The organism is Chromobacterium paludis (assembly GCF_008275125.1).
Classification (GTDB): domain Bacteria; phylum Pseudomonadota; class Gammaproteobacteria; order Burkholderiales; family Chromobacteriaceae; genus Chromobacterium; species Chromobacterium paludis.
Map to the genome: position 1 here is coordinate 649,677 of NZ_CP043473.1, position 17,061 is coordinate 666,737.

Annotated in this window: 13 protein-coding genes and 1 riboswitch; all 13 genes read right to left on the minus strand. The window is 68.6% G+C overall.

Annotated elements, in window-relative coordinates:
* Positions 1–429 precede the first annotated feature (429 nt).
* Positions 430–1,182: a cobalamin biosynthesis protein gene (locus FYK34_RS02950; protein ID WP_149294979.1), complete on the minus strand. Its 753-nt coding sequence runs from the start codon at positions 1,180–1,182 to the stop codon at positions 430–432.
* On the minus strand, positions 1,179–2,009 hold the full coding sequence (gene cobM / locus FYK34_RS02955; protein ID WP_231137358.1) for a precorrin-4 C(11)-methyltransferase: 831 nt from the start codon (positions 2,007–2,009) through the stop codon (positions 1,179–1,181). Before cobM ends, FYK34_RS02950 begins: the two co-directional genes overlap by 4 nt.
* A 211-nt stretch (positions 2,010–2,220) precedes the next feature.
* A complete protein-coding gene (cobI, locus tag FYK34_RS02960) occupies positions 2,221–2,949 on the minus strand; it encodes a precorrin-2 C(20)-methyltransferase (protein ID WP_149294980.1) in 729 nt (242 codons plus the stop codon).
* The gene (cbiD, locus tag FYK34_RS02965; RefSeq protein WP_149294981.1) at positions 2,946–4,079 is read right to left on the minus strand and encodes a cobalt-precorrin-5B (C(1))-methyltransferase CbiD; all 1,134 of its coding nucleotides are present in this window, start codon (positions 4,077–4,079) and stop codon (positions 2,946–2,948) included. The genes cobI and cbiD overlap by 4 nt, the downstream gene beginning before the upstream one ends.
* The gene (locus tag FYK34_RS02970; RefSeq protein WP_149294982.1) at positions 4,076–5,641 is read right to left on the minus strand and encodes a precorrin-8X methylmutase; all 1,566 of its coding nucleotides are present in this window, start codon (positions 5,639–5,641) and stop codon (positions 4,076–4,078) included. The genes cbiD and FYK34_RS02970 overlap by 4 nt, the downstream gene beginning before the upstream one ends.
* Complete coding sequence (locus FYK34_RS02975; protein WP_149294983.1) at positions 5,638–6,339, minus strand: cobalt-precorrin-7 (C(5))-methyltransferase; 702 nt, start codon at positions 6,337–6,339, stop codon at positions 5,638–5,640. Before FYK34_RS02975 ends, FYK34_RS02970 begins: the two co-directional genes overlap by 4 nt.
* 81 nt (positions 6,340–6,420) lie before the next feature.
* The gene (gene cobA, locus FYK34_RS02980) at positions 6,421–7,257 is read right to left on the minus strand and encodes a uroporphyrinogen-III C-methyltransferase (RefSeq protein WP_149294984.1); all 837 of its coding nucleotides are present in this window, start codon (positions 7,255–7,257) and stop codon (positions 6,421–6,423) included.
* Positions 7,258–7,407: 150 nt separating this feature from the next.
* Positions 7,408–9,321: a putative cobaltochelatase gene (locus FYK34_RS02985; protein WP_149294985.1), complete on the minus strand. Its 1,914-nt coding sequence runs from the start codon at positions 9,319–9,321 to the stop codon at positions 7,408–7,410.
* A complete protein-coding gene (locus FYK34_RS02990) occupies positions 9,318–13,415 on the minus strand; it encodes a cobaltochelatase subunit CobN (RefSeq protein ID WP_149294986.1) in 4,098 nt (1,365 codons plus the stop codon). The genes FYK34_RS02985 and FYK34_RS02990 overlap by 4 nt, the downstream gene beginning before the upstream one ends.
* Positions 13,412–13,741 (minus strand): (2Fe-2S) ferredoxin domain-containing protein, encoded by a 330-nt coding sequence (locus tag FYK34_RS02995; protein ID WP_149294987.1) that lies wholly within the window; start codon positions 13,739–13,741, stop codon positions 13,412–13,414. The genes FYK34_RS02990 and FYK34_RS02995 overlap by 4 nt, the downstream gene beginning before the upstream one ends.
* Positions 13,738–14,784, minus strand: a complete 1,047-nt coding sequence (locus FYK34_RS03000; RefSeq protein ID WP_168209628.1) for a HoxN/HupN/NixA family nickel/cobalt transporter — start codon at positions 14,782–14,784, stop codon at positions 13,738–13,740. Before FYK34_RS03000 ends, FYK34_RS02995 begins: the two co-directional genes overlap by 4 nt.
* 111 nt (positions 14,785–14,895) lie before the next feature.
* Positions 14,896–15,078: riboswitch (cobalamin riboswitch) on the minus strand.
* A 41-nt stretch (positions 15,079–15,119) separates the two neighbouring features.
* A complete protein-coding gene (gene cobD / locus FYK34_RS03005) occupies positions 15,120–16,106 on the minus strand; it encodes a threonine-phosphate decarboxylase CobD (protein ID WP_149294989.1) in 987 nt (328 codons plus the stop codon).
* A complete protein-coding gene (gene cbiB, locus FYK34_RS03010; RefSeq protein ID WP_149294990.1) occupies positions 16,099–17,037 on the minus strand; it encodes an adenosylcobinamide-phosphate synthase CbiB in 939 nt (312 codons plus the stop codon). Before cbiB ends, cobD begins: the two co-directional genes overlap by 8 nt.
* Between the last annotated feature and the right edge of the window lie 24 nt (positions 17,038–17,061).

The window sequence follows — 17,061 nt, forward strand, 5'->3', positions numbered from 1 at the left end:
CATAGGGGCTGGCCGCGCAGCTCCCCGTGCCCCTGGCGGTGGCACCGCTCCTAAACATTGCCTGCGTAGCAGGCTCATCTTGTTTTTTGAATTCAGAGCAAGCTCGTCGCTTGCTGACGCTATAACTGTGACCGTATTTTGCGTTGCTTACGTGGGGTTCCGCCCAGCGGGCGGGTAAGGGGGCTGCGCGGCCAGCCCCCTTACAACCCCAGGCCGCCCCTACGCCGCGCGAATTCCCGGTAAAAATCAGGCTGGCAAGGCGCCGTCGAACTCGTCCCGCGCTAGCGTCGCGGGACTCAAACAGGCGACGGCTTAAAACCTTGCCAGCCTGATTTTTACCGGCGCGCGACAAAGGGGAGTAGGGGCGCGTCGCCAGCGTTTTATCTTTCGCAATGGCGGCTGTGATGGCATTGGTGGCCAGCGTTGCGTTTACGCAAGCCATGCTGCTTTGTCCTCTACCACCGCCACCGTCACCCCATCCACCGCGGTCTTGGGCACGATCAACCTCCCCCGCGGGCTGGCGATCAGCGCGCATGGCTCGCACACGCCGTCGACGCCGACGTTCCGCCGCACCCAGTCCGACGGCGCGCCGGTCCAGCCGCGGGCAGCGACGTCTTCGCGGGCGATGACGCGCAACGGCAGCGCGTGGCGGGCGCAGAAGGCCAATAGGCCTTCTTCGTCGGCCTTCAGGTCTATCGTCGCCGCTTCGCGCACGTCGGATAGCGGCCGGCCGGCCAAGGCTTGCAGCACTGCTTGTGCTATGGCCTCGGCGCTTTTGCCGCGGCGGCAGCCGATGCCTAGCGTCAGCGGCTTGATCGCTTCTGTCGCGGTGGTGATGGCCGGGATGGCGCCGGTTAGCCGCGCCGCTTCATAGGCAAGGTCATTCGCTCCGCCTTCGTGGCCAGACAATAGCGGGATGGCGAAGCGGGCGGCTTCGTCCATCACCACCACCGCCGGGTCGCTGTACTTGCTTTGCAGCAGGCCGTCCAGATAGCGGACGGCGATGCCGCTGGCCATCACCAGCACCCAGTGGCTGTGCGCGTGGAAGGCGGCGCGGAATTGCTCGCGGCCGCTGATGCTGGGTTCCAGCCACGGCTGGTACAGCCGGGCGTCCAGCGCCGATGCCAGCCTCTGTCCCAAGGGCAGCGCTTCGGCACGCACCAGCCACACGGCGCGACTCATGCCTGGTTTTCTTTCTGCAGGCTGGCCCGCTTGGTCTTGCGCTCGTCGCCGTCGCGGAAGATGTGGGTGAAACCGGCCGCGTACAGGCTGGATTCGACGCCGCCTTCGCGCGACAGCGCCTCGCCCACCAACAGCAGCGTGGTCAGCAGCCAGTCCTTCTGCTTCACCTCGGACAGCATCTTGCCCAGCGTGCTGCGGTGGACGGATTGGTCCGGCCAGCTGGCGCGGCGCACCAGCGCCACCGGGGTGGTGGGCGGGTAGTGCAGCGCCAGGTCGGCGACGGTCTGCTTCAGACGCTGGCCGGACAGGAAGATGCACATCGTCGCGCGGTGGGCGGCGAAACTGGCGATGGATTCCGTTTCCGGCACCGCGCTGGCGCGGCCGCTGGTGCGGGTGAGGATGATGGACTGCGACACCTCGGGCCGGGTCAGTTCGCTAGACAATGCGGCGGCAGCGGCGGTGAACGAGGACACGCCGGGGACGACCTCATATTTGATACCAAGCGCTTCCAGCCGGCGCATCTGCTCGTTGGTGGCGCCGTAGATCGCCGGGTCGCCGGAGTGCAGCCGCGCCACGTCCTTGTCTTCGGCCTGGGCGCGGCGGTACAGCGCTTCCTGCTGGTCCAGGTTCAGTTCGGCGGTGTCGTGGATCTCCGCGTCCGGGCGGCAGTGGCTCAGCATCTCGGCCGGCACCAGCGAGCCGGCGTACAGCACCATGGGCGCCGCGCCCAACAGGCGGCTGCCGCGCAAGGTGATCAGGTCGGCGGCACCGGGGCCGGCGCCGATGAAATACACTTTCATTTCGAAACCTCGGTGGAAAATTGGCATCGCCCCCTCTTCCCGGCCCTCTCCCGCGAGGGGAGAGGGGGGGCGCGGCGTTGGCTTTGATCGCATATGAGGCCGGCAGTGGATAGCGTAGGGCGGATGCCCCAGCGGGGCGATCCGCCTTCCCGGCGACCCGCTTGCCGACTCGCTACTGCCAGCGCGGCGGAACGCCCGATGTCATCGGGCTTCCGCCCTACGGTGCAAGACGGCGCGTTCATGAGTGGCGTCTTTCTCTGGCTGTCTTGCGGATCAGCATGGTGGCGAGGTAGCCGCTGGCCTCGGCCGTCAATTGCGAGGCGTCGGCGCACAGCACCTCGCCGGGCAGGCCGATGCGGCGGGCGAAGGCGCACAGCTGGGCGATGCCCATCTCGCTCAATAGCGCCAGCACGTCCGGCAGCCGCTTGCCTATCTTCATCAGCACCACGACGTCGTGGCTGTCGATATCGGCTCGCAGCTCGGCCATGTCGTCGGGGCAGGGCAGGATCAGGATGCGTTCCTTGCCTTCGCCCAGCGGCCAGGACAAGGCCGACGCGGTGGCGGCGAAGCTGGTGACGCCGGGGAAGGTTTGCGTCTCCAGCGTCGGCAGCATTTCGCGTAGCGCCGCCAGCAGGTAGCCGTAGGTGGAGTAGGTCATCGAATCGCCTATGGTCAGGTAGGCGATGTTGCGGCCGGTTTTCAATTCGGCGACCAGCCGCTCGGCCAGCGCGCCGTAATGGCGCGACAGCGCGCCGCGGTCCGGATTCATCTCGAACTCGATTTCGCGAAAGCGGCTTTCGTCCAGCGCCAGCCCGGCCAGGCATTGCCGGGCGACGGATACTTCGCTGGAGGTGGCGCGCGGCAGATAGACGATGTCGGCCTCGCGCAGCGCGGCCAGCGCCGCCACCGGAATCAGCCCGGCCGGGCCGGGGCCCACGCCTATGCCTATGAGCGTGCCCAGCTTCATGCGGCTTCTCCCAGCGGTGTGCCGTCCATGCTGAACAGCCGCACCGCCACTTGCCGCACGCTGGGCACCTTGCTCGCCATCCGCGCGGCGGTGCGGCGTTCTATCTCCATCCAGTAGCCGCGCGCGTCCGGCTGGCTGCTCATGATCTGCACTACGTTCTCCACGGTATTCGCTTGTTTGATTTGCGCCACCAGCTCGGGCGCATGGCCCAGGTCGGCGGCGACGCCGGCGACAGCGTCCATCGCCATGCCGCTCTTGCCGGAGTGGGTGTCCCACACTCCGTCCAGCAGCTTGGCGATCTTGCCGGGGTGGCCCAGCACCCACAGCGTGTCGAGGATGCGGCCCTGTTCGATCAGCACCGATTCGGCGAAGTCCAGCGAGTCGCCGACGAAGTTGGCGATCTGCACCACCTGCTTTTTTTCCAACCCCAGCGTGTCGGCGGCGTAGCCGCGGCCTATCTTGCCGGGGGTGAAGGCGATGGCAGTCGGCAGCTCGCCCAGCGCCACCCGCACATAGACCTCGATCGATGCGGTCCACGCCGCCTGCGACATCGGCTCGACGATGCCGCTGGTGCCCAGGATCGAGATGCCGCCGACGATGCCCAGCATAGGGTTGAAGGTGCGCTTGGCGATCTTGTCGCCGTCGACGCAGCCTATCGCCAGGTCGATGCCGGGGTCGGGCCGGCCGGCCAGTACTTCATCCACCGCCATCCGCATCATCTGCCGCGGCACCGGGTTGATCGCCGGCTCGCCGGGCGGGATGCGCAGGCCGGGCTGGGTGACCATGCCGACGCCGGGCGCGGCCAGGAAGCGCAGCGCGCCGCTGCCGTTTATCCTCACCTCGGCGAAGATCGTCGCGCCGTCGGTGTTGTCCGGGTCGTCGCCGGCGTACTTCAGCACTTCGGCGCGCACGGTGTCTTGGTCCAGCCAGACCACGCGCTCTACCGGCACCGCCAGGTAGAAATCCGGGTCCGGCAGGCTGATGAAGACCTCGTCGGCGTCGACGCCGTCCAGCAACAGCATCAGCGCCGCCTTGACGGCGGCGGTGGCGCAGCTGCCGGTGGTGCGGCCGCGGCGCATGCCGTTGGGCGCGGGGGCGGCGAGGTCGTAGGGCTGGCGCACCGGGCTCATTCTTCCCGTTGCTGCTGCTGATGGACGTGTTCGATCGCGTCTATCATCAGCGCGTTGACCACGGTGGCCGCCCACGGCGAGCCGCCGCGGGTGCCGCGGTTGGTGATGCGCGGCACTTGCAGCAGCGCGCGCAGCTCTTCCTTGCATTCGCGGGTGCCGACGAAGCCCACCGGCAGGCCCACCACCAGCTGCGGCCGCCAGCCGTGGTCGCGCACCAGCCGCACCACTTCGCGGATGGCGGTCGGCGCGTCGCCTATCGCCACCACGCAGTCGTTGCCGAACTTCTGCCAGGCACGGCGGATGCCGGCCGCGGAGCGGGTGAGGCCGCTGGCTTCGGCCAGCAGCCGGGTTTCCTCGTCGTGCACGCCGCACCAGGTTTCCACTTCCAGCTGGCGCAGCACTTCGCGTTTGAGGCCGGTTTCCACCATGGTGACGTCGGTGACCACGCGGCGGCAGCGCAGCAGCGCGCGCATGCCGGTTTCGCAAGCACCGGCCGAGAAGAACAGGTCGTCCACGCTGTTGAAGTCGCCGGTGGTGTGCACCAGCCGCATCAGCGCGGTGCGCTGCTCGGCCGGGAAGGCCGACCAGTCGCGGCCCTCGTCTATGATGCGCATGCTTTCCGCTTCTATCGGATGCGGCGCGTAGCGTTTCCAGGCCGGCGGCTGATTGGCGGCAGGCTCGCGCTCCAGCAGGCCGCGCACCTTGCCGTGGTGGCCGCGCTGCGGCTCGCCCACCTGCTGCTCGAAGCCGACGATCTGCACCCGGTACTTGCACAACGCGCAGTTCATCGCGGCGCGGCCTTCCACGCCTTCCTGCGCCCGCTCCAGAAACACCTCGGCCACTTGCGGGTCTGGACCCAGATAGCCGGCGCTCAGCACCTCGATTTCCGGATGGCGCGCCGCCAAGTCCGCCGCCGCGCCGTAGATGCGCTTGACCAGCACGCCGTCGAACAGGAAGTAGGGCAGCACCACGATGCGGCGGTAGCCCAGCAGCGCGGCGGCGCGCAGGCCGTCGGCCACCAGCGGCTTGGCGGTGCCGGAGTAGCAGACGAAGGACGCGGCGAAGCCCAGGCCTTCCTCCAGCATGCGCGCGAGCTTGGAGATTTCGGAATTGGCGTCCGGATCCGAGGTGCCGCGGCCGACGACGACCAGACAGGCGTCGTTGCGCGACACTGTGTGCGGCGACGCGGCCTCGGCCTCGACGATGCGCTGGCGGCACAGCGCCAACAGCCGCGGATGCAGGTCCAGCGCCGCGCCGAAGTGAAAGGCTACGCCCGGATGCGCCTGCTGCAGCGCCAACAGCTCGCTGGGCATGTCGTTCTTGGCGTGGGTGGCGGCCAACAGCACGCCGGGCACCATCACCACGGTTTTGGCGCCGGCGGCCAGCACCTGGTCCACCGCCTCGTCTATGGTCGGGCGGGCGAATTCCAGAAAGCCGTGGGCGATGCGGCGCTCGCCGGCGCGCGCCTTCAGCGCGTCCACCAGCTGCATGAACTCGTTGACCCCGTCCGGGTCACGGCTGCCGTGGCCGGCGAGCACGATGGCGTAATCTTGCTGGCTCATTTGTGGGTCGGCTCGATCTGGCTGTCCATAGGCGCGAGCGTGCGGATCAGCATGATGCTCATGTCGGAAAAGCGCTGCTCGGCGCACTCGGCCAGCGTGCCGCGCCATTCCGCCTCGTTGCGGGTCAGGTTTTCCCACACCTCCACCGGCTGGCCGGCCGGGATGCCGTTTTCCAGCAGGTAGGCGGCGATGTGCCAGGGCATGAAGGAGCGCGCCTCGTCCCACGGGCAGGGGATCACGATGGCGTTGCGGCCGTCCTGCAGCACGTGCACCAGGTGGCGCTTGAACGGGGTCAGGTCGCCGCGGCGGTGGAAGGTGATGAAGCTGGTCTCGTCGAAGCACACCTTGCCGCGCGAGGCCAGGATCTGCGCCGACGAGATGCCGGGTATCGTTTCCACCGGGTGGCCGCAGGCGCGCTCCACCCGTTCCAGGTACTGGAAGCCGCTGAAGTGGATGTCGCCCATGAACACCACCACGCATTTCTTGCCGGCGCGGTGGCGCTCGGCGACGATGTCCAGCTGGGCCACCTGGTCGCGGTAGCCCATCTGGATCACTTCGGCGCTGTCCGGGATCAGCGGGCGGACCACATCCACCACCGCGTTGAAGCCGGCCACCACGTCTGCCTCGCGTAGCAGTTGGGCCGAGCGCTGCGGCAGGTAGCCGATGTCGCCGGGGCCGGCGCCTATGCAGATGATCATGCGTATTCCTTTGGCTGCAATGTAGTCATTCGATTCTGTTCTACAGGACCCGGCAAAGCCGGGCCTCTTCACTGTGCGAGTTCAGTCGGCAGCCATCTTGATCCGCTCCCATCCTTCCGCTGAGCGAGCTTCAAGGCTCGCACGCATGCCGCCCTTGCCCTGCAAGGGAGCCTCGCTGCGCTCGAGCGCTGAGGGTCTACAGGACGCCAGCGCCACCGTCGGTCCGATGACGATCAGCGCCGGGCTGTGGATGCCGGCCGCGCGCATGTCTTGTTCCAGCGCGCCCAGCGTGCTCAGCACCTGGCGCTGCTGCGGCAGCGTGCCGTTTTCTATCGCCGCCGCCGGGGTGTCGGGTTTCAGGCCGTGGCGCAGCAGTTCGGCGCGGATCAAGGGCAGCCGCTTGACGCCCATATAGATCACCAGCGTCATGCCGCTTTGCGCCAGCGCCTGCCAGTTGGGCTCGTCGCCGTCCTGGTGCGGGTGGCCGGAGACGAAGGTCACGCCGTGGACGAAATGGCGGTGGGTCAGCGGGATGCCCAGCGTGGCCGGCACCGCCAGGCCGGCGCTGAGGCCGTTGACGATTTCCACCTCGACGCCGGCCGCTTGCAGCGTCAGCATTTCCTCGCCGCCGCGGCCGAAGACGAAGGGGTCGCCGCCCTTGAGGCGCGCCACCGTCTTGCCGGCGCGGGCCTCGTCTATCATCCGCTGCTCGATGGCCGCCTGCGGCGTAGACGGGCAGCCGCCGCGCTTGCCGACCGGCACGATTTCGGCGCCCGGCCGCAGCAGGGTGTGGATGTCCGGATGCACCAGATCGTCCACCAAGGCCACGTCGGCCAGCTTTAGGCAGCGCGCGGCCTTAAGCGTCAATAATTCCAGGTCGCCGGGGCCGGCGCCTATCAGGTAAACCTTGCCCGTCATCTTCATTCACTTGGCAATTAAAGGTTGCGAGACCCCTGTCTGGCAGGGAGGCCACGTGTAGGGCGGGCAAGCTTCAGGGCTTGCCCGCGCGGGAAGCTTGATGTGCGTGGGCAAGATTTGCCCACCCTACGATTGCGTTGGCGCGCCGGTTCAGTGGCGGCCCAATCTTTGTTGTATCGTCAATGTCAGCTGCTCGCCGGTGAGGGCGTCGCAAGCCAGGTATTCGGCGCCCAGCGCCTCGGCCAGTTCGCGGGCGCGGCCCAGGCGGACGAAGTCCTGCTCGGTGTCCAGCACCAGCGCCGGCGCGCCGGCCAGCTGGCCGGCCAGGTCCAGCGCCTGCCGCCACGGGTCGCCGTCGCCATCCAGCGCCACATTGGCGCGGCCGTCGCTGAGGATGACCAGCAGCGGCGCCGGGCCGTCCAGTTGGCGGGACAGGGTGTCGGCGGCCAGCGCCAGCGCGTGGGCCAGCGGCGTGCGGCCTCCGGTGGGCAGCTCGCGCAATGCCAGCTCGGCCTGTTCGACGCGGTTGCACGGCGGCAGCAGCAGTTCGGCCTGCTGGCCGCGGAAGGCGATCAGCGCCACCTGGTCGCGGCGGCGGTAGGCGTCTTCCAGCAGGCTCAGCACCGTGCCCTTGACCTGCTCCATCCGCTGGCGGGCGGCCATCGATCCGGAGGCGTCGACGACCAGCAGGATCAGATTGCCCTGTTTGGCGACGCGCACCTTGTCGTGCAGGTCGGCGCGGGTGACGGCGAAGTGATCCGGATCGCGCAAGATCGCGTGGCGCAGCGTGGCGTCCACCGCCAGCTGGGCCGGCTGCGGATTGGCCTCGGCGCGCACGTAATGGCCTCGCTGGCGGCTGGCGCCGTCGCTGCGGCGGCCGGCCGCGTCGCCGGACGAGGGCGCCTGGACGCGGATACGGGCGATGTCGCCGGCCGGCGCGGCGGCGAAGATTTGTTCCGAACCATGGCTGGCAGGATTCGGCTCCTGCTCGCCGTCGGCGTCCGGCGGCGGCTGGTTGTGATCCTGTTCCTGCGGAGAAGGAGGCGGCGGCGGGTTGGACGCCTGCTGCGTCATCTGCTCCAGCTTGTCCTGGTCCAGCCCGCTTTGCTCGAACGGTTTGCGGCGGCGGCGGTGCGGCAGCACCAGCCGGGCGGCGTCGCGGATGTCTTCGGCGGTGGCGTCGGCGCGGCCATCCAGCGCGGCCAGCGCGCGCGCGGCCTTGTTCAGCACGATGTCGGCGCGCAGGCTGCTGACGTCGAATTCGCAGCACAGCTCGCTGACGAAGTGGAACAGGCTGTCGCTGAGCCGGGTTTGCGGCAGCAGCGCGCGCGCGGCGGCGATGTTTTCGCGCAGCGCCTCGCTGTCGGTCTGCCATTGCGCGGCGAAGCCGGCCGGGTCGGCCTCGAAGGCCAGGCGCCGGCGCACCACCTCGGCGCGCAGGGCAGGCTCGCGCGGCGCGGCCACGTCCACCATCAGGCCGAAGCGGTCTAGCAGCTGCGGCCGCAAATCGCCTTCCTCCTGGTTCATGGTACCCAGCAGCGTCACCCGCGCCGGGTGGCTGACCGCCAGACCCTCGCGCTCGACGGTGTTGACGCCCATCGCGGCGGCGTCCAGCAGCACGTCCACCAGATGGTCGGCCAGCAGGTTCACTTCGTCGATGTAGAGCATGCCGCGGTGGGCGGCGGCCAAGAGGCCGGGCTTGAACGCCTGCTTGCCGCCCTGCAGCGCCTTTTCGAAGTCCAGGCTGCCCAGCACGCGGTCCTCGGTGGCGCCCAGAGGCAGGTTGATGAAGGGCACCGGGCCGTCATGCAGCGCGCGCGCGCCGCCGGAACACACCGGGCACAGCGGCAGCGGATGGTCCGGCTCGCAGTTGTAGCCGCAGCCGGCCGCCCGGCGGATGGGCGGCAGCACGGCGGCCAGGCCGCGCGCGGCGGTGCTCTTGGCGCTGCCTTTGTCGCCGCGCACCAGCACGCCGCCGACCGTCGGGTCCACCGCGCAGATCAGCAATGCCTGTTTCAGTTGTTCCTGGCCGACGATGGCGGCGAACGGGTAGATCGGCGTCATGCTTGGTTTTCTCCGCGCGCTTCCAGCAGCGCTTCGCTATCCAGATGCAGCTGGCGCAAGGCGGCCAGCGTGTCCGGGTCCGGCTCCGCCCACAGCTGGCGCTGCGCGGCTTCCAGCAGGCGGTCGGTGATGGCGTTCAGCGCCCACGGGTTGCTGTCGGCGAAGAACTGCTGCATAGACGGGTCCAGCGCGTAGCTTTGCGCCAGTTGTTCATAGACCCAGTCGTCCACCACCTGGGCGGTGGCGTCGTAGCCGAACAGGTAATCGACGGTGGCGGTCAGCTCCAGCGCGCCCTTGTAGCCGTGCTTCTGGATGCCGGCTATCCACTTGGGGTTGGCCACCCGCGAGCGGAACACCCGCAGCACTTCCTCCTTCAGCCCGCGCACGGCGGGCGCTTCCGGATTGTGGCTGTCGCCGAAGAAGGCGCGCGGCTGGCGGCCGCTGAGGCTGCGTATCGTCGCGATCATCCCGCCGTGGTATTGCAGGTAGTCGTCGCTGTCGAAGATGTCGTGCTCGCGGTTGTCCTGGTTGTGCAGCGCCACTTCCACGCCCGCCAGCCGGTGGCGCAGCGCGTCGCGGGCGTCGGCGCCGTTAGCCTCGCGGCCGTAGGCGTAGCCGCCCCAGTTGACGTAGGCGGTGGCGAAGTCGGCGTCGTTCTGCCAGTTCTGCTCGTTGATCAGCGGCAGGATGCCGGCGCCGTAGCTGCCAGGCTTGGCGCCGAACACGCGGTACAGCGATTGCGCGTCGGCGTCGGGCAGAGCACCCAGCAGTTCGTTCTTCAGGTCTGCCAGGTAGTGCTTGCGCAGGAAGTTCTGCTCCGCCGGCTCGTCCAGCCGCGCCACGGCGTGCACCGCCTCGTCCACCAGCGCAATCAGGTGGGGGAAGGCATCGCGGAAAAAGCCACTGATACGCACGGTGACGTCGATGCGCGGCCGGCCCAGCTCGGCCAGGGGAATGACTTCCAGGCCCTGCACGCGGCGGCTTTCCTGCTGCCAGCGCGGCTTGACGCCGAGCAGCGACAGGATTTCGGCGATGTCGTCGCCGTGGGTGCGCATCGCGCTGGTGCCCCACACGCTGATGGCCACTGATTCCGGATATTGGCCGGTTTCCTTCAGATGGCGGGCCAGCATCTCGCGCGCCAGGCCGTCGCCGATGCGCCAGGCGGCTTGCGAGGGCAGGCTGCGCGGGTCCACTGAGTAGAAATTGCGGCCGGTGGGCAGGATGTGGGCCATGCCGCGCGTCGGCGCGCCGCTGGGGCCTGCCGGCACGTAGCCGCCTTCCAGGCCGCGCAGCAGATTGTCTATCTCCTCGGCGGTGCGGGCGAGCTTCAGGCACAGTTCGGCGCAGACGAAGTTCAGCACCCGCTCCAGATCGGCGTTCGGTTCGATGCCGGGCAGGATGGCAGCCGTCGCGGCCGGAATGGCGGCGGCGGCGTAGCCGCGCGCGGCCAGATCGGCGATCAGCGCGCGCGACAGCTTCATCACCGCGTCGTGCGCGTCGGCGCGGGTGACCAGCGCCTGGCCAGTCAGACGGGCCAATTCAATCGGCGTGTCGCTCAGCCGCTTGCCCTGGTCCTGCTGCCACAGCGGCCAGTCGCCGCCGCAGGCCGCCGCCACGCTGGCGGGCAGGCCGGGGATGCCGAGGTTGGGCAGCCGGGTCAGCGCCAGCAGCATGTCGACCAGCGCCTCGCCCTGCGGCGCGTTGCCGAGCACGTGCAGGCCGTCGCGGATTTGCGCCGCGCCCAGCTCGCACAGATAGCCGTCTATGTCCTCGATCAGGTGGGCGACGTCGACGCCGTCCATCTTGGCCAGGCTCAAGGGCACGCCGTCTTCGTTCAGCGTGTCGTCCCAGTCGTGGTCATGGTCGTGGTGGTCGTGGCCGTGATGATGATGGTGGCCATGGTCGTGGTGGTGATGGTGTCCATGATCGTGGCTGTGCGCGGCCTTGGCCGGGCGGTATTTCGCCGCCGCAGCCGTCGCCGGCTTCATCATCGCCGCCGGCTTGGCCGCTTGAGTCCGGTACTTGCCGTGGACGGCGGCGGGCGCGTGCCGGTGTCCGCCATGCGGGTGATCATGGTCGTGATGGTCGTGGCCGTGGTGATCATGGCCATGGTCGTGATCGTGGTCATGGTCGTGCTTCAGCATCGCCGCCAGGTCGGTGTCGAGCTTGGCCTCCTTGATCAGGTCCCAGATCTGCTGCTGCAGCAGCGGCAGCTTGTTCGGGTCCAGCAGTTCCACCTGGTAGTACTCGTCCACCAGTTGGGTCAGTTGCGCCAGCGGGCCGTAGCTGTCGGCGGTGGTCATCGTCGGCGTCAGGTGGTCGATGATCACCGCGTGGCCGCGGCGCTTGGCCTGCGAGCCTTCGCCCGGATCGTTGACGATGAAGGGGTAGAACAGCGGCATGTCGCCCAAGAGCGCGTCCGGGAAGCAGTTCTGCGACAGGCCCACGCCCTTGCCCGGCAGCCATTCCAGCGTGCCGTGCTTGCCGACGTGGACGATGGCGTCGGCCCGCCAGTCGTCGCGCAGCCAGCGGTACAGCGCGTAGTAGTGGTGGGTGGGCGGCAGGTCCGGCGTGTGGTAGATGGCGTCCGGGTCCATGCCGTAGCCGCGCGGCGGCTGCAGCGCGACGAAGACATTGCCGTAATCGAGGCCGGAAAACACCAGCTCGTCGCCGTCGACGTAGGCGCCGCCCGGCGGCTGGCCCCAGCGCTGCAGCATCTTGTCGCGCAGCGCGTCAGGCAGCTCGTCGAACCAGGCCTGGTAGCGCTTGGCCGGCACGCGGGCGGCGGCGTTTTTCATTTGCTCGGCGCTCAGGTAGTCCTGGTCGTAAGCGCCGCGGTCTATCAGCTCGTGCATCAGCGCGTCGCTGTCCGGCGGCAGTGTATCCATCCGGTAACCGCGACCTTGCATGCCGCGCAGCATCGCGTATAGCGAGGCGGGAGAGTCCAGCCCCACCGCGTTGCCTATCTGCGAGGCCTTGCTGTTGGAGTTGGTGAAAATGAAGGCGATGCGCTTGTCGGCATTCTCCACATGGCGCAGCCGCGCCAGCCGGGCGGCGATGCCGGCCACGCGGCGGGCGCGGTCCGGCAGCGGCGCGTATTGTTCGGTTTGGCCGGCCTCGGCAGGCTGCTTGAAGCTCAGCGGCACGCCGATGATGCGGCCGTCGAACTCAGGCAGCGCCACGTTCATCGCGGTGTCCAGCGGGTTGAAGCCGCGGTCGGACGCTTCCCATTGCTCGCGGGTCATGCTGCTGGTGATCGCCTGCAGCACCGGCAGGTCCAGCCGGTCCGACGCCTCCACCGCCCAGCCGGGCTGGGTGGGGCCGTCGTTGTTGATGTCGCCCATCGCGAACGAGGTGGTGTTGATCAGCAGGGACACCTGGGCGCGCGGGTCGGCCAGCAGCGCCAATGCCGCCGGCAGGCCATCTTGAGCGATGGTCCGCAAGGACGAGGTGAACACCGGCAGCGCGTTGACGCCGCGCTCGGCCAGGCAATCCACCAGCAGGTCGATGAAGCGGGTGTTGCCGGACAGCCAGTGGGCGCGGTAGAGGCACAGGCCGACGGTGGGCCAATCCGGATGGCGGATGCCCAGCCAGTCGTCCAGCGAGCAGGGCGCGGCCAGCTCCGGGTGGTAGATGCCGTGCTCGGGCAGCGGCTGCGGGCTTTGGTAGCCGAAGCCGGTCAGCAGCAGTCTATCCGCCAGGCAGCGCATCATCTCGCCCAGGTTGGCGCTGCCGCCGGCCTGCAGGTAAGCGTGGACATCCTGCTGCAGCGACACCGGCGCGCTGCACAGGGCCTGCAGCTCCGGGTCCGGCTCGCCGGTGCCGCTGACCACGATGACCGCAGCCTGCAGCCGGCGGGCGTGGGCCAGCAGCTGCTCCAGTCCCGGTATCGCGTCGGCGCGGCCCAGCACGCGCAGCACGATGGCGCGGACATCGGCCAGCTGGCCGTCCAGCAGCGCCCGCATCGCGGCTTCGTCGGCGATGCCTTGCAGCGAAATGCCGGCGACAATGGGAAAATCTTCCGGCCAGCGCGCGCGCGACAGCGCGGCGAGGTCGGTGCCGGCGTGGCTCAATAGCGCGATTTCGGCGCTCATGCCTGGGTCTCCGGGTCGATGTCGCCGATGCCGGTTTTATGGAACACCAGCTCTTCAACGGGCGAGCCATCGCGCAGATGCTGACAGACGATGCGTTCGACATCGGCTTCGTTGACCTTGCGGTACCAGACGCCGTCCGGGTACACCACCATCACGGGGCCTTCCTTGCACACGGCGAAGCAGTGGCTGCGGGTGCGCTTGGCGCGCAGGCCCTCGCAGGCGTCTATGGTGCGGCCCAGGTGCAGGAACATCGCCTCCGAGCCCTCGCCGTCAGGGGTGCAGCGCGGGCCGGTGCACATCAGCACGTGTTTGTCGTGCGTTCTCATTGAATCTCCGGGGCCAGTTGGTCGAAGCGCTTCCATTTGTAGATGGCGGCGGAAGCGAGCCAGGTGAACAGGAATACGCCGACCACGAAGTAGCCGAAGTGGGCCAGGTTCTCGTTCATCTCCGCCACCACGTCCCATGCGCCGCCGGACAGCTGCATCTTGTTGACCAGCAGGCCCAGCGCTTCCAGCCCGCCGATGCCGACGGCGACGACCACGGAGACGAAGGTGATGGTCAGGTTGTACCAGAGCTTGCGCACCGGCTTGATGAAGGCCCAGCCGTACACTTCCACCATCATCATGCTGTCCAGCGTGTCCACCAGCGCCATGCCGGCGGCGAACAGCACCGGGAACACCATGATGTGCCACAGCGCCACGCCATGCGCGCTTTGGGTGGTGGCGATGGCGAACAGGCCGATCTCGGTGGCGGTGTCGAAGCCCAGGCCGAACAGGAAACCGATGGGTAACATATGCCAGCTCTTGGTCACCATCTTGAACAAGGGGCGCAGCAGGCGAGCGAGCAGGCCCTGGTTGTTCAGCAGCAGGTCCAGTTGCTCGTCGCAGATGGCTTCGCCGGCGCGGGCGCGGCGGAAAGCGCCCCATACCGCGCGCAAGGAAGACAGATTGATCAGCGCCAAGGCCAGCAAAAAGAAAGCCGACACGCTGGTGCCGATGACGCCGCCTATCTCCTTGAATCCGGCGACGCGGCTTTGCAGCGCGGTGGCGGCGAACACGATCAGGGCGACGGCGATGACCACCACCGCGGAGTGGCCGACGGAGAAGAACAGGCCCACCGCCGACGGTCGGCGGCCTTCCTGCATCAGCTTGCGCACGGTGTTGTCGATGGCGGCGATGTGATCGGCGTCCACCGCGTGGCGCAGGCCGAACAGATAGGCGAGCAGGGCGGTGGCGAGCTGGGCCGGGTGATCGGTGAAAGCGGCGAACGCCCAGGCCCAGGCCAGAAGATTGGCCAGGATCAGTCCGGCGAGTATGGGCGCGTGGCGCGCCAAGCGGCGGCCCGCAGACAAAGTGGTGGATGGTTGCATGGTGCCCTCGGAGACGATACTCGTCGCGCAGGCGAGGGCACTTCCTTCCGTCTTGTATCCATGGACGGAGCTTGTGCGTATCCCCCGGCACACCCCGTCCGGCTTCTGCTTGCGTCGACACGTATGACGGCCGGTCTCCTGGCTCGCGCGTCATCGCCCGGGCGCCGCCTTCCCGACCGCTATGGATCAGTGGCGTCTGGCGTGGGCTCTGCGCTTACAGTTGCGGGGGCAGCCGCGGTGTTTCACCGCGTTCCCGTTTCACCCTCGAGGGGCACCGTCATGATGGAGCGGATGATACGCGACTAGCGGTGGGCTGTGAACAGTAATGGTTTTGATTACAAGCGTCGCCAGTCGGTCAGCGCCTGTTCCAGCCGCACCCAGTCCTGATCGGTTTTGGGCAGGCCGAAGCGCAGGCTGGGGATGGCCTCGAAGTAGCGGGTCAGGATGCCGCGGCCGGCCAGGTAGCGATGCGTCGACAGGCTATTTTCATGGGGGCTCCACTGGAACAGCTCGCAGCCGCCGGTAGGCGGCAGGCCGTGCCGCTCCAGGCAGCGTTGCAGCCTGGAGCTGTCGCGCCGCAGCCTGGTTCGCATCGCCTGTTGCCAGGCCGTGTCGCGCAGCGCCAGCTTTACCGCCTCGCGCGCCGGACCAGCCACCGCCCACGGCCCCAGCTCTTCGGCCAGCGCCCTCAGCAGTTCCGGCCAGCCGAAGACGAAGCCGGCGCGCGCGCCGGCCAGGCCGAAGAACTTACCGATGGAGCGCAGCACGATCAGTCCCGGCTTGCCGATGCGCGGCAGCATGCTGTCTTGCGGCGCGGCGTCCAGAAACGCCTCGTCCACCACCAGCCAGCCGCCGCGCGCGGCCAGCCGCTGCCGCCAGCTTTCCAGCAGGGCCGGGTCGAAGCGGTCGCCGGTGGGGTTGTTGGGGTTGCACAGCAATACCACGTCCAACTGGTCGATGCCGGCGGCCAGCTCATCCGGCGACAGGCGGAACAGCTGGTGTCCGCGCTTCTGCCAGTGGTGCGGGTGCTCGGCGTAGCACAGCGCCAGCATGCCGACGCGGCAGGGCGCGCGCAGCCTGGGCAACATCTGGATGGCCGGTTGCGAGCCGGCGACGGCCAGCAGTTGGTCGCTGCCATAATAGTCCGCCGCCGCCGCCTCCAGCCCGTCATGGTTTTGCGGCAGCCGCAGCCAGCTGTCGGCAGACAGCGGCGGCACCGGCCAGCTATGGGGATTGACGCCGGTGGACAGGTCCAGCCAGTCTCCGGCCGGAATGCCGTATTCGGCCGCGGCGCGCAGCAGGCCGCCTCCGTGTTCAAGCATGGATCGCTCCGATCAAGATGGCGGCCGCCAGCGACAACGCCGCCCACAGCCACATGCCCCGGTTGACCAGCCGCACCGCGCGGGCTATGTCTTCATGCGTGGGCGTGGGACCGCAACCGAGCGGCGGACGCTCCTTCCACTGGCCGTGATAGCGCGCGCCGCCGCCCAGGCGGACGCCCAGCGCGCCGGCGCCGGCCGCCATCACCGGGCCGGCGTTGGGGCTGTACCAGGTGGGGGCCTGGGCGCGCCAGCAGCGCCAGCCCTTGGCGGTATGGCCCAGCAGCAGGTAGGTGAGGGCGGTTAGCCGCGCCGGGAGATAGTTCAGCACGTCGTCGAAGCGGGCGGCGGCCCAGCCAAAGTGCAGATAGCGTTCATTCTTGTAGCCCCACATCGCGTCCAGCGTGTTGGACAGCCGGTACAGCACCGCGCCCGGCGCGCCCAGAACCAGAAACCAGAACAGCGCGGCGAAGACGGCGTCGCTGCCGTTTTCCAGCACCGACTCGATCGTCGCGCGGGCCACGCCGGCTTCATCCAGCTCGCTGGTGTCGCGGCTGACGATCCAACCCACCCGTTCGCGGGCCAGGGCCAAGTCGCCGTCGGCCAGGGCTTTTCGCACCACCTCGGCGTGCTGGGCCAGGCTCCGAGCGCCGACGGCCAGATACAGCAGGACGATGGGAACGATGGCGCCCAGCCACGGCAGTTTCGCCAGCGCCCAGGCCAGCAGGGTGAAAGGCAGGATCAGCAGCGCGATGGCGGCCGCGCCGCGCAGCCGCATACGCCAGACCGGCTCGGTCTCCGGCGCGGCCGGGTAGGCCAGCCGCTCCATGGCCTTGACCCGCCGGCCGAAGCCGACCAAGGGGTGCCAACGCGGCGGCTCGCCCAGCAGACGGTCCAGCAGCAGCGCGATCGGCAGAAACAGTGCGGAATTCAACAAGCGGCCCTATATAATGGCCGG

Coding starts and splice junctions, on each gene's coding strand:
- FYK34_RS02950 (WP_149294979.1), bottom strand. CDS start 1,182: ATGAGTCGCGCCGTGTGGCTGGTGCGTGCCGAAGCGCTGCCCTTGGGA.
- FYK34_RS02970 (WP_149294982.1), bottom strand. CDS start 5,641: ATGAGCCAGCAAGATTACGCCATCGTGCTCGCCGGCCACGGCAGCCGT.
- FYK34_RS02985 (WP_149294985.1), bottom strand. CDS start 9,321: ATGACGCCGATCTACCCGTTCGCCGCCATCGTCGGCCAGGAACAACTG.
- FYK34_RS02995 (WP_149294987.1), bottom strand. CDS start 13,741: ATGAGAACGCACGACAAACACGTGCTGATGTGCACCGGCCCGCGCTGC.
- cobD (WP_149294989.1), bottom strand. CDS start 16,106: ATGCTTGAACACGGAGGCGGCCTGCTGCGCGCCGCGGCCGAATACGGC.
- cbiD (WP_149294981.1), bottom strand. CDS start 4,079: ATGAGCCCGGTGCGCCAGCCCTACGACCTCGCCGCCCCCGCGCCCAAC.
- FYK34_RS03000 (WP_168209628.1), bottom strand. CDS start 14,784: ATGCAACCATCCACCACTTTGTCTGCGGGCCGCCGCTTGGCGCGCCAC.
- FYK34_RS02975 (WP_149294983.1), bottom strand. CDS start 6,339: ATGATCATCTGCATAGGCGCCGGCCCCGGCGACATCGGCTACCTGCCG.
- cobA (WP_149294984.1), bottom strand. CDS start 7,257: ATGACGGGCAAGGTTTACCTGATAGGCGCCGGCCCCGGCGACCTGGAA.
- FYK34_RS02990 (WP_149294986.1), bottom strand. CDS start 13,415: ATGAGCGCCGAAATCGCGCTATTGAGCCACGCCGGCACCGACCTCGCC.
- cobI (WP_149294980.1), bottom strand. CDS start 2,949: ATGAAGCTGGGCACGCTCATAGGCATAGGCGTGGGCCCCGGCCCGGCC.
- cobM (WP_231137358.1), bottom strand. CDS start 2,009: ATGCCAATTTTCCACCGAGGTTTCGAAATGAAAGTGTATTTCATCGGC.